The 12,634-nt window shown below is 37.3% G+C and carries 12 protein-coding genes; 8 read left to right on the forward strand and 4 right to left on the reverse strand.

Annotation, left to right across the window (positions count from 1 at the left end; genetic code table 11):
• Positions 1-600: 600 nt before the first annotated feature.
• The 4 genes from AC3B5S_RS07750 (at position 601) to AC3B5S_RS07765 (ending at position 2,904) form a co-directional block, all read left to right on the forward strand.
• A complete protein-coding gene (locus AC3B5S_RS07750; RefSeq protein WP_489790314.1) occupies positions 601-1,005 on the forward strand; it encodes a hypothetical protein in 405 nt (134 codons plus the stop codon).
• The gene (locus tag AC3B5S_RS07755) at positions 986-1,807 is read left to right on the forward strand and encodes a hypothetical protein (protein ID WP_489790315.1); all 822 of its coding nucleotides are present in this window, start codon (positions 986-988) and stop codon (positions 1,805-1,807) included. The genes AC3B5S_RS07750 and AC3B5S_RS07755 overlap by 20 nt, the downstream gene beginning before the upstream one ends.
• Positions 1,808-1,905: 98 nt before the next feature.
• Positions 1,906-2,199 (forward strand): DUF4176 domain-containing protein, encoded by a 294-nt coding sequence (locus AC3B5S_RS07760; RefSeq protein WP_489757888.1) that lies wholly within the window; start codon positions 1,906-1,908, stop codon positions 2,197-2,199.
• Positions 2,200-2,220: 21 nt separating this feature from the next.
• Complete coding sequence (locus AC3B5S_RS07765; RefSeq protein WP_489790316.1) at positions 2,221-2,904, forward strand: DUF975 family protein; 684 nt, start codon at positions 2,221-2,223, stop codon at positions 2,902-2,904.
• Between the two features lie 71 nt (positions 2,905-2,975).
• On the opposite strand, the gene AC3B5S_RS07770 is transcribed toward AC3B5S_RS07765, so the two are convergent.
• The 4 genes from AC3B5S_RS07770 to AC3B5S_RS07785 all read right to left on the reverse strand — a co-directional run bounded on the left by AC3B5S_RS07770 (position 2,976) and on the right by AC3B5S_RS07785 (position 7,352).
• Positions 2,976-3,593 (reverse strand): copper homeostasis protein CutC, encoded by a 618-nt coding sequence (locus tag AC3B5S_RS07770; RefSeq protein WP_489757890.1) that lies wholly within the window; start codon positions 3,591-3,593, stop codon positions 2,976-2,978.
• A gap of 131 nt (positions 3,594-3,724) precedes the next feature.
• Positions 3,725-5,662 carry a PTS fructose transporter subunit IIABC gene (locus AC3B5S_RS07775; protein ID WP_489769734.1) on the reverse strand — a complete coding sequence of 646 codons (1,938 nt, stop codon included), beginning with the start codon at positions 5,660-5,662 and terminating at the stop codon, positions 3,725-3,727.
• Positions 5,663-5,679: 17 nt separating this feature from the next.
• Positions 5,680-6,597: a 1-phosphofructokinase gene (pfkB, locus tag AC3B5S_RS07780; protein ID WP_489775432.1), complete on the reverse strand. Its 918-nt coding sequence runs from the start codon at positions 6,595-6,597 to the stop codon at positions 5,680-5,682.
• Positions 6,594-7,352, reverse strand: a complete 759-nt coding sequence (locus AC3B5S_RS07785; protein WP_489757893.1) for a DeoR/GlpR family DNA-binding transcription regulator — start codon at positions 7,350-7,352, stop codon at positions 6,594-6,596. Before AC3B5S_RS07785 ends, pfkB begins: the two co-directional genes overlap by 4 nt.
• 175 nt (positions 7,353-7,527) lie before the next feature.
• Here AC3B5S_RS07785 and obgE point away from each other — a divergent pair, with 175 nt between their 5' ends.
• Genes obgE through AC3B5S_RS07805 form a run of 4 tightly spaced genes read left to right on the forward strand, consistent with a single transcriptional unit; the run spans position 7,528 to position 12,512 of the window.
• A complete protein-coding gene (gene obgE, locus AC3B5S_RS07790; protein WP_489757894.1) occupies positions 7,528-8,811 on the forward strand; it encodes a GTPase ObgE in 1,284 nt (427 codons plus the stop codon).
• Positions 8,812-8,863: 52 nt separating this feature from the next.
• Positions 8,864-10,744 (forward strand): acyltransferase family protein, encoded by a 1,881-nt coding sequence (locus AC3B5S_RS07795; RefSeq protein ID WP_489790317.1) that lies wholly within the window; start codon positions 8,864-8,866, stop codon positions 10,742-10,744.
• 17 nt (positions 10,745-10,761) lie between these two features.
• Positions 10,762-11,709: a ribonuclease Z gene (gene rnz / locus AC3B5S_RS07800; RefSeq protein WP_489757896.1), complete on the forward strand. Its 948-nt coding sequence runs from the start codon at positions 10,762-10,764 to the stop codon at positions 11,707-11,709.
• Positions 11,706-12,512 carry an SDR family NAD(P)-dependent oxidoreductase gene (locus AC3B5S_RS07805; protein ID WP_489790318.1) on the forward strand — a complete coding sequence of 269 codons (807 nt, stop codon included), beginning with the start codon at positions 11,706-11,708 and terminating at the stop codon, positions 12,510-12,512. The genes rnz and AC3B5S_RS07805 overlap by 4 nt, the downstream gene beginning before the upstream one ends.
• Positions 12,513-12,634: the final 122 nt, after the last annotated feature.

A 12,634-nucleotide genomic window follows, 5' to 3' on the forward strand; every position in this document is an offset into this window, starting at 1 on the left:
TATTTAAGCTTTTTTTTAATACCAATAGCTTACTATTTAATTTGTTCTACAAAGTTTACTTTTCTTTTAATGCTGTATTTTTGTTATTTATATTGATTTATACAGTTAATAATTTTTTTTTGGAAGGAAAATTTTCTAACAATTCTTTTAAAGTTTGGCTTATGTTGATTTCCTTTTTTCCGCTTACAATTACATTTATAATTTATTTATATTTTTATTTTTTTCCGGTAAAAACTTTTTTAGCCTATTATTACCTATACAAATATCAATTAGAATACGAAGAAGAGTACAATGTTAATCTTGGATATCGTAAGTATAAAAAATAGTTTAGTTATTAATTTGACGAAAGCCGACCTGAAAAGCAATAAAAGCAATTTTAGATTCTGACCATATTATGACAGCCATTAGTGAGAAGCCTAAGTTAGTCAAAGGATTGGTTCAATCAGTAATGGCTTATATGATTGCAACTGGTGCTAGGAATTTAAAGTATTTAAATAAGTTTTGGCAAGGAGTCAAAAGAGGTACGGGCTATTTTAATAAGTTCAATAAGTATTTACCAGATGTCTTGAATGGTAGTTTTGGACACGTGGGTAAAAAACAATGTTAGGCAGTTTCAAAGTAATTAAAAAATCAGGATTGACAGAATATGGAACTCCAAAAGCATTTGGTTGGAACGTGATATTAAATACCGGAGCAGATTATGCTGATCAAAAACATCATGATTTAGGACGAGCAGTTAGTGATGGAATGATTGATAGTATTTTTGAACTTGGTCCAGTTAGTGCTGCTTTAACGGTGGCATTAGTTGGCGTTAGTACCCCATTAGTAGTTTTGGCAGCTTTAAGTGGTACTGGAATAATGTTAACTAAGTTTTTTAATCCTCATTTTGTTGATCAAGTTAAAAGCAATGCTCATAATTTTGAAACTGGTATTGGTAAAACAGTTTCGAAAATTAACTGGAAAAATATTATAAAGGATGAAAAATATGTCCAATCTATCATTTGAAAAAAGTAAAAAGTTAGCAACCAATAACTATACAATTAATTTGTTGTTAGATTCTATAAGAAAAAAGAGCTTTATCAAACAGACTTTTAAAGATTTACTTGGAATAATTTTGTGTGGCGTTATTGGCATCTTTTTGGCAGTAATTATTTCACTATCTTATAGCAAGTTGGCTTTAATTATGAAAAAACTAGCTTTTATTTCTATTATGTTAATGATTTTTAGTATTTTTATTTTAATTATAGTTTTCTTTATATCAAAAAATTGGATAATTGAAACTATTATTACTAATGTATTAGAGACAATTAGTTTAATTAATGTATTTGTAATGATGATTTTATTTATTTATTTTGCAATAATTAATAAAATGACCTTAATCAATTCAATAATTTTTTATTTGGCTTGTTTATTAGTGCTTATTTTATTTGTGAAAAGTGTTTATAGAAACTATTCTGGTTTTTACAAAAAAATTAATGATGGTACACAAAAGAAATTAGGCATAGATAAAATAGATACTTGGTTAAGAATAATCGCTAAATACAGTGGCTTATTGTTGCTTATTGTTTTTACTTTTGATTTTTTAAAAAAAATGATAGTTAAACATTTTTCAATAAATTATAGATCTTTACAGTATGTTTTTTATTTCTTTATAATGGTGCCTTTTTTTATGTATCTGATACTTTACTTTCTGTTTATTTATTTTCCATTTAAAGTTATCGTACCGTTGTATTACTTTTATAAATATCAATCCGAATATGAAGCAGAGTACCATGTTAGTTTTGGACGTAAAAAACGAATGAAATAAATTTTGATAGCTGACTTCAGTGAAAGAAGGTGATATTAATTTTCAAATAATCAGTTTTAAAATCAATTAAAAATTATTGTAGGGGAATAAATAATTATATGGAAAATAAAGAGTTGTTACCTTTAGGATCATTGGTTTATCTTAAAGAGGGTACTAAAAAAATGATGATTATTGGTCGAGGCGTTATGTACCAAGATGAAACAACGCAAAGTGAGCAGTTTGTTGATTATCTTGGGTGTGGTTATCCCGAAGGAGTTGATCCAAAACAAACATTTTTCTTTAATCGTGAAGACATTGACCGAGTTATTTTTAAAGGCTTCAGTGATGAAGATGAGGTACGCTTTAATCAAGTTTATCAAGAATGGGAAAAAGAAATTGCATTGGAAGATTAAAATTTTAGGGGAGAAACTTTTATGAACAGAAAAGAGATCAAGCAAAGTGCGAAGAGTAAATTAAATCTTCACTTTAGTTTTTTTCTACAAATGTTTTTATTAACGTTGTTTTTTTATTTAGCTTTGGTAATTCTGAATACTGTCCGCACTTTATCAGGCAATCGTCCAGTTAGTACATTAATGATGTGTTCAGCATTAATAGTTTTTATTGGTTATCAAGTTTTTAATTTGAGTAGTAGTTTGGCGGCAGTTGATGTGATGAGAAATGATGCCCCACTAACCAAGCCATTTACTAAATCTTTGGTGCTATTTGAACGGGGCGAAACTTTTATCGGTAGTTTGCTAGTGTCTATTTTGGCTGGAATTTGGATATGTTTGTGGTCATTGTTACTGATTGTCCCTGGAATTATGAAAGCGATTAGCTATTCACAAGCAGTTTATATTTATCGGGATAGTGTCAAAAATAATAAGCCCGTTAAATATCGTGAAGCAATTACTTTGAGTCGTCAGATGATGAAAGGTCATTGTTGGGAGTATTTTGTTTTTAGCTTGAGTTTTATTGGCTATGAAATGCTGGTGTCTATCACTGTGGGCTTAGCCGGAATTTGGGTCTTTCCCTATCGGACATTGGCTGAAGCCAACTTTTATGTCCGGTTGTGTCAAGTTCAAGAACAGTCCAGTCAAGATATTGTTCCAGCTGGTTAAGAATAACGGTCCTCAAATAAAAGTAGTGATTGAGTCAAATTTGGACACCAATGCTGCTTTTTTATTTTGCCTTACACAATTCTTGAACCATGCGCTTGTTCGACACCTAATAAGTGGGTAATATCTTGAACATTACTGTGAGTAACGCCGCCGCCTGGTAAAATTTCAATGCGGCCGTTGGCATATTCGATTAATTCTTGTAAGTGTTTAATATTTAATGGTTTGTTTAATGGACCACCATGCGTTAAAATTCGTTGAAAATTATGCTGAATCAACCAGTCCATGGCAGCTGGTTGATTTTTAATGTCGTCAAAGGCCATATGAAAGACCTTAATAAGTGGTAAAGTACCCAAAACATATTCTAAAGCAGCAGTATTAATTTGCTTTCCAGAAGTTAAAGTTCCCACGGCCACACCATCGGCACCAGCTTGAGCAATTAATTGGGCGTCTTCATGCATAATTTTTAACTCAGCGGCGTTATAGATGAAATTTCGTCCGCGGGGCCGTAACATGACGATGACGGGAATTCGATATTGGTGGGCATATTCAACGGTTGCTTTGATAACGCCTAAGCTAGGAGTGATGCCACCTTGGGCGAGATCGGCATTTAATTCAATGCGTTTGGCACCGCGCTTAATTACTTTGGGAACTTGTGAAAATTCTCCAACACAAGCTTCTAAAATCATCATTATCACCTCTTAATCAAATTTGATTGTTAAATTAATTATACAAAAAAGATGGGATCAAACGAAACTTTTAATAATTTGATTTGTTATACAAAAAAAGCCCGCATCATAATGACGGACTTTTCCAAGAAAATTTATTTTGCTTCAGCTTTTTTGAGTGCAGGTTTCCAAATACCGTAAATTAAACCGGCAATGACTGCTCCAATCACGACTGATAATAAGAATAACCATGGTTTATTGGATAATGGTGAAACAAAAATTCCACCGTGCGGTGCGGGAACGTTAACGCCCCAGAATTGAGTTAAACCACCACCAATAGCAGCACCGATCACACTTGGAACGATAACGTGCAATGGATCACCGGCAGCAAAAGGAATGGCACCTTCGGTGATAAAAGCAGCACCTAAAATATAGTTACTCATAGCAGCTTGATGCTCTTGTTCGGTGAACTTGTTTTTCCAAATGGTTGCAGCTAAGGCAATTGCCAATGGCGGAATCATTCCACCAGCCATTACGGCAGCCATTAAAGCACCATCTTTAGTATTAGTAAAAATACCAATTGCAAAGGCATAAGCAGCTTTGTTGAAAGGACCACCCATATCTAAAGACATCATTCCAGCAAGTAAGGCTCCTAATAAGACAGCATTACCAGTACCCATGTGAGTTAAGAAATCAGTAATGGCTTGGTTAACCACGGCAAAGACTGGGTCAACAGCAAAGTACATAATGGCGCCGACAATTAGTAAACCAAAGACCGGATATAACAGCATTGGTTTCATACCTTCAAGTGACTTAGGCACAAATTTGAAGACTTTCTTCATGCCAACAACTACCCAACCAGCTAAGAAACCACCGATTAAACCACCAATGAAGCCGGCAGGGCTAGATGAATGAACAAAACTAGCACTAGCTTGTGAAGCCATAAAACCAGCTACAAAACCAGGCATTAAAGCAGGTAAGTCAGCCATTGAAACGGCAATATAAGCTGCTAAAACTGGAATTAAAAAGTTAAAGGCGTAATTACCGATACTATTAAAGAATAGGAAACTTGTTGATTTGGGACCAGCCATGTTTTCCAATAGGAAAGAAATGGCCATTAAGATTCCGCCACCAACCACGAATGGTAACATGTGAGAGATACCATTCATTAAGTCAGCGTAAATGCGCGACCACATGGACTTACCTTCAACTTCGCCGTCGCTACTATCAGCTTCATCCGGATTAGCATGGTAAGTGGGAGCATTACCGGCTTCGATTTTTTGGATCAATTCTTCCGGTTTATTAATACCGTCAATGACAGGCCGGTTGATTAATTTCTTACCGTCAAACCGTGCCATCTCAACTTTTTTATCGGCAGTAATCACGACGCCATCCGCGCGTTTGATTTCAGCCGGCGTTAATTTATTCTTGACACCTTCGGAACCATTAGTTTCGACTTTAATGTCGACCCCTAATTTTTCGGCGGCTTCTTTTAAACCAGCTTCTGCCATGTAGGTGTGGGCAATTCCGTTAGGGCAAGCAGAAACTGCCACGATATAGCCCCGGTCAGTATTAGTTGTCTGATTAGCAGCTTGCTGGGCCTTTTTTTCTTGTTGCGCTTTTTCTTTTGCTTCTTTTTGTGCTTGCGCTTGGTCAAATAATTCTTGAACTTGTTCTGGAGTTGTTGCTTCTTTTAGAGCAGCGACTAACTTAGGATCAATCAATAAGGCTGACAAAGCGGCCAAAGCTTGTAAATGCAGGCTATCAGCACCATCGGGAGCAGCAATCATAAAGAACAAGTAGACTGGTTGACCATCTAAAGCATCGTAATCAACACCATGAGCACTTTTGGCAAACATAACTGTGGCCCGTTTGACAGCTTTATCGCGCGCATGTGGCATGGCAATGCCATCACCGATACCAGTACTGGTTTCGGCTTCACGCTTTAAAATATCCGCCTTAAATAATTTTTCATCATCAACGACGCCTTTTTGGACGTAGTTGGCGACCATTTCATCAATAGCGGCTTCTTTGGTAGTCGCCTTTAAATCCATGATCATGACGTCTTTACGTAATAATTCTTTTAAATCCATTTTAAACGCCTCACTTATTATTGAATTTGAGTAACCTGAATTTGTTGATAGACGGCTTTGATTTTAGTAATTTGCGCTAAATCTTCACTAAATGCAGTAGCAGAACCACAAGCAGCACCGACATGAAAACTTTCCAAAACATCGTGGGTCTTCATATAAGTACCAACAAAACCAGCAATCATTGAATCACCTGCACCAACCGAATTTTTCACGATGTCCTTAGGTGCGTTACATTGATAGGCAGCATCTGGTGTCACTAATAAAGCTCCATCACCAGCCATCGAAACCAAGGCATGTTGAGCACCTTGAGTTAACAGCTTACGAGCTGCCTGAATGATATCGTTTAAATCATGGAAACTAGTTTGAAACAATTCAGCCAATTCGTGATGATTTGGTTTAATCACTAACGGATGAAAAGCTAAGGTATCCAGTAAGGCTTGACCAGTAGTGTCGATGACAAATTCTGCACCATTAGCAGTAACTTGCTGAGCAATGTCTAAATAAAATTGCTGGTCTAAACCTGGTGGGGTGCTACCGGCCATAATAACCACATCGCCTTGTTTTATTTGGGCGATTTTTTGTAATAAACTAGCTTTTTCTCCAGGGGTGATTTGTGGACCGCGGCCATTGATTTCGGTTTCTTCTTGATCGGCCTTGATCTTGACATTAATGCGGGTATCGCCATGAACTGGGGTAAAATCAGTCACGACAGCAGCTTTTTTGAGCAGTTGCGTAAGCAAATCTCCCGTTGCGCCACCAATAAAGCCTAAAGCCGTTGATGACAGTTGTAACTCTTGCAAAATCCGTGAAACGTTGATCCCCTTGCCGCCAGGCAATTTAACGTCATTTTCTACTCGATTGACTTCACCTAAAGTCATTTTTGATAACTGCAAAACATAATCAATCGATGGATTTGCAGTAAGGGTATAGATCATTGCAGGACCTCCATTATTTTAGTATATGAGGTAAGGTGCTGACTAATATCAGCAGCTAGATGATCAGTAATTAAAATAGCGTCATCTAATTTAGCAAATTTACTAAAACGCGTTTGCTGATATTTGGAATTATCTGCTAAGACGTAAGTCTGATCAGATTGTCGAACAGCTGCCTGCTTGACTAATGATTCTTCAGGATCAGGCGTCGTAAAACCATGTTGGACATCAAAGCCATTAGTGCCTAAAAAAGCTTGATCTAAATGGCAATCACTCAAATATTGTGTTACATGTTGACCGACAGTGGCTTTAGTAGAGCTTCTTAAAAAGCCCCCCAGCATGATAGTGTGCAATTGTTGATCCGCTAATAAAGCAGCGTTGTCGACACTATTAGTTAAGACCAATAAATCCTTTTTATGTGCTAAAAAAGGGATCATGGCATTAGTTGTAGTTCCAGAATCTAAAAAAATAACTTCATGATCGTGAACTAAATTAGCAGCAGCTTTTGCAATTGCTCGTTTTTCAGGCAAAGCCATGGTAGCTCTTAAAGCTACTTTGGGTTCTGCGAGCAATGAGGAATTGATTTTTTTGGCACCACCATGAATCCGTGATAATAGTTTCTGATCTTCTAGCTCATACAAATCACGACGAATGGTTGATTCTGAGGCGCCAGTTAGGTTAACTAGGTCATGCACTGTGACAATATTTTTTTGTTGTAATTGGTTTAAAATAATTTGCCGTCGACGTTCTGTAATCACTTACATCTTACCTCCATACAAATATCATACTCTGTTTTTTGTCAAAATCAATCATAACCATTCAAAAACAATCAAAATCGTCAAAAAAACGTCATTATTATTCTCAAGGAACAACCACTTTTTCCAGTAAACTATGTTAAAATTAGTGTTTGATAAGAGTTTTGCGGAGGTTTTCATGTTTATAGATAATGTCAAAATAACAGTTAAAGCAGGAGCCGGTGGCGACGGTGCTGTTGCTTTTCGACACGAAAAATACGTCGCTAAAGGTGGCCCTTACGGCGGTGACGGTGGTGAGGGTGGCAATATTATTTTAAAAGTGGATACCGGTTTAAGAACCTTGATGGATTTTCGCTATCAACACCAATTTAAAGCCCCAGCTGGCGGAAACGGCATGACTAAGGCAATGCATGGAGCTAATGCACAGGATGTTTATGTTAGTGTTCCTCCTGGGACGACAGTTAGTGATGTTGAAACGGGAGAAATTTTGGGTGATTTGGTATCCGATCAGCAGGAATTAATTGTTGCTCACGGTGGTCACGGAGGACGAGGTAATATTCATTTTGCTACGTCTCGCTATACCGCTCCGGAAATTGCGGAAAATGGAACTCCTGGCGAACAACGCGTGATTCAATTAGAATTAAAATTATTAGCAGATGTTGGATTGGTTGGTTTTCCGTCAGTTGGTAAATCAACGCTATTATCAGTAGCGACAAAAGCTAAACCGAAAATTGCAGCCTATCAATTTACAACGCTCAAGCCCAATCTAGGAATGGTGCGTTTAGCAGATGGTCAGGATTTTGTTTTGGCAGATTTACCCGGACTGATTACTGGCGCAGCTCAGGGTGTGGGGCTGGGTTTTCAATTTTTGCGGCACATTGAACGAACGCGAGTCATTTTACACTTAATTGATATGGATCCGAATAATGGTCGTGATCCCGTAACAGATTATCAACAAATTAATGAAGAATTAAAACAATATGATCCTAAATTATTGCAGCGTCCGCAGATAATTGTGGCAACTAAGATGGATTTACCGGGAGCAAATGATCGGTTACAGAAATTTAAACAAACATTGCAAATTGAACAAGTTTTTGAAATTTCTAGTGTAACGCACACAGGAGTGCAACAATTATTGCAAAAAACTGCTCAAGTTTTAGCTACTGCGCCTGATTTTACTGCTGCATTACCAGAAAAATCGACACCGGAAAAGAAGACCTATAAGTATCAAGCTGCACCGGCCGATGACATTCAGATTGAGCAAGTTGACGAACATACTTTTGTGGTCACTAGTGCAGCGGTAAGTTCTTTATTACAACGTAGTAACTTGAACTATCAAGATGGCATAATGCGTTTTGCACGCAAACTCAAACGGATGGGTGTTGACGAGGCATTAACTAATGCAGGAACGCAAGTGGGCGATACTGTAGTAATTGATGACTTTGAATTTGAGTTTATGTAATCAACAGACTATCGCAATATAATAAGTTGGAGTGTTAGACGTAGTGGAGCAAATGGAGAAAAGCCGACGTTACATTACCGGATTTGACGGTTTGAGAACGCTAGGTGTTGTTGGAGTTATTTTGTATCATTTAAATCCTGAAGTGTTTTCAGGAGGTTACTTAGGAGTTCCGATTTTTTTAGTTTTATCAGGTTATTTAATTACAGATCAAATTTTACGTTCTTTGAGGGACCAAGGTCATTTTAACTTGGGCAAATACTACTTTAAAAGAATAAGACGATTATATCCCGGATTATTGATGATGCTATTTAGTGCAAGTGCCTATATTGCATTTTTTCAAAAAAATCTCTTAAAAAATTTACGAGCTATTTTTACCACTAATGTGTTGAATGTTTATAACTTTTGGCAAATCGCACACGGTCAATCTTATTTTGAACGTTTTGCGAATAATGAATCACCATTTACGCATATGTGGACTTTATCAATTCAAGGGCAATTCTATTTGTTATGGCCGTTGATTATCTTAATTTTATTACGTTTTTTATCGGCTAAAAAAGTTTTATTGGTGACTTTGGTGTTAACTCTAGTGTCTGCGGGATTAATGGCCTTGTTATATAATCCCCATGCTGATCCAAGTCGGATTTATTATGGCACTGATACTCGCTTGTTCTCGATTTTATTAGGCTGTGCGTTAGCATTTATTTGGCCCAGCAATCGACTGCGTCAAGATGTGCGGCAATTTGATCGTCAGCTGTTAAATGTTGGTGGTGCGATTTGTTTAGCATTGATGCTCTTTTTTATTTTTAAAATGAAAGCCACCGACGCTTTTACTTATCGAGGTGGCATGTTTCTCTTTTCGATCTTGACTACGATTTTAGTCGCAATTGTGGCGCATCCGGCAGCTATTTGGAATAAATTATTAACTAATCCGCTGTTTGCTTGGATTGGGAAACTCAGCTTTGGTTTGTATCTATACCAATTTCCGGTGATGATTTTTTTTGAATCTAAGTTTACTAACGTGGCAGATCATCGCTTTTTATACCCAGTTATCGAAATTGTATTAATCTTTTTAGTTAGTTTGATTTCTTATTATTTTGTTGAGCGCCCATTAAGTACCTATGGCCGCAAGTCACAGCACAAAAAGCAACGTTCTGTCAAAGTGGTCGGCACCGTATTAGTGCTAGCGGCAGTTGTGACTGGTAGTTGGGGACTTTTCCAAGATAATGGACAAGCTAGTGATGCTAATCATAGTCAGTTAGCACAAAAAATTAAGCATAATCATCAAATTAATAAGCAACACAATCAGCAAGTTTTGCATGACTTGAAGAAGAAACCAACCGTGAAACATAATCAACAACAGGTTCAAAAATGGCAAAGTTTGGCAAAGAGTCATCCAGTTAATTCTAAATACCAAAAACTGGGGATTACGCAGTTTGATTTACAAAGAGCGCAAGACCTATCAGCGTTAGCAATTGGCGATTCAGTGATGGTAGATGGTTCAAACGGACTGCGAGCAATTTTTCCCAAAATGTTAATTAATGCTGACGTGAGCCGCGGCATTGATGTGGCAATTGATTTATTACAAAAATATAAAGCAGAGGCGGCTTTGCCACAAACGATCTTAATTGGAATGGGGACTAACGGGGCTATTAGCTCTCAACAAGTTCAGCAAGTGATGCAGTTAGCTGGTAAGCAGCGCCAAGTTTTTTGGATTAATGTTCATGTCCCCACTCGCTCATGGGAAAAACCAGTTAATCAAGTCCTTAAAAAGGCAGCTCACGACTATTCTAATTTGACAGTTATTAATTGGTATGCAACTAGTCAACATCATCCTAATTGGTTTTATGATGATCAGGTGCATACTAATGACCAAGGATCGGTTTATTATAGTCTGCTGATTGCGCAAGAAATTTTGAAGCATACGAAATATTAAAACATGGAAGAGTAAATATGGAATTAGAATTTTTAGGAACAGGTGCGGGAGTTCCTTCTAAGGGAAGAAACTTGTCTAGCTTGGCGTTGAAATTATTAAATGAACGCAATGAAGTATGGTTATTTGACGCTGGTGAAGGAACACAACAGCAAATTTTGGCTACAACCATTCGACCACGTAAAATTAATAAAATTTTTATTACGCATTTGCACGGCGACCATATTTTTGGTTTGCCGGGGCTATTGTCTTCACGTTCTTTTCAAGGTGGTGACCAACCATTAGATCTTTATGGTCCTGTCGGCTTGAAAGAATATGTGCAAACTAGTTTGCGCTTATCAGATAGCCATTTAGGCTATACCATTAATTATCATGAAATTAAAGATGCAGGGGTCGTTTTTGAAGATAATACTTTTAAAGTTACCTGTCAGAAACTAGATCACCGAATTTTGTGCTATGGTTATCGTGTTGAAGAAAAGCCGCATGTTGGGGAATTATTGGTTGATCGTTTGGCGGAATATCACTTGCCTAATGGGCCTATTTGGGGGCAACTAAAGCGCGGGGAACAAGTGGAACTTGCTGATGGTACCATTTTAAATGGGGCAGATTTTATTGGTCCAAGTCAACCAGGCAGAGTAGTTGCGATTATTGGTGATACGCGTTATTGTCAAGCAAGCATTAAATTGGCCAAAAATGCTGATGTATTAGTACATGAGAGTACTTTAGCTGGCCATGAAAAAAAATTGGCACGCCAGCATTTTCATTCAACTAGTGCTCAGGCAGCACAAATTGCCCGGGCGGCTCATGTTAATCAATTGTTGTTGAATCATATTTCAGCACGTTACGTTGGTAATAAGTTTTATGAACTTTTACATGATGCTCGGCAAATTTTTCCTAATTCTTATGTAGTTAAAGATTTTGATCGCTTTGAAATTAAATTACATCACCCAGAGGAGACGTCAGCATGAACATAGCGGCCTTACAACATTTGCAAAGTCAAACAGTCATTATTACTGGAGCATCATCAGGGATTGGTCAACAATTGGCTTGGCAATTAGCACATAAAAACGCTAATTTAATCTTAATCGCGCGCAATGAAGAAAAATTAGCGCGCATTACCCGTCAATGTCAAGCGCTAACTAGTGGCTTTGTCGAAAGCTACAGCTTAGACGTGAGCATTGCCAAGCATGTGGAACGTACTTTAGAGCAGATTTTTGCGCGCCATCAACAAATTGAGATTCTGATTAATGCAGCAGGGTTTGGCGATTTTTCTCAATTTAATACTACAGAATACCCACTCTGGAACAAAATGTTAAAGGTCAATGTTTTAGGCACAATGCTTTTGACCCGTTATGTAGCAGAACACATGATGCAGCAACGTCTAGGACAGATTATTAATTTGGGGTCGATGGGTGGTAAAATTCCCACACCCAAATCAGCTGTCTATGCAGCGACTAAAGCAGCGGTCATTGCTTTTTCTGACAGTTTACGCTTGGAACTTCGTCCTTTTAATATTCAGGTGACAACGGTTAATCCAGGGCCAGTGGCCACGAATTTTTTTAAGATTGCTGATCACACAGGTAATTACTTAAAGTCGGTAGGTGCTATTAAATTAGATCCACAAAAGTTGGCACAAGCTATTATTCATTGTATCGGCCGACCGGTGCGAGAATTGAATCGGCCACGCATTATGCAATTAGGTTATGTAGCTTATCAATTGGTGCCACATCTGGGTGATATGTTGACGCAAAAATTAGGCAATAAAAAGTAACTTGTGACTAAAACTCGGGAAAAATAAGTAAAAGGACTTGCCCTCTATCTGAAATGATAGTAACATGAATAAGTAATTACGAATGTTATTTGATTTTAAATATATTTGTAGAAGCAAGTTTA

Source organism: Bombilactobacillus sp. ESL1094 (assembly GCF_058107425.1).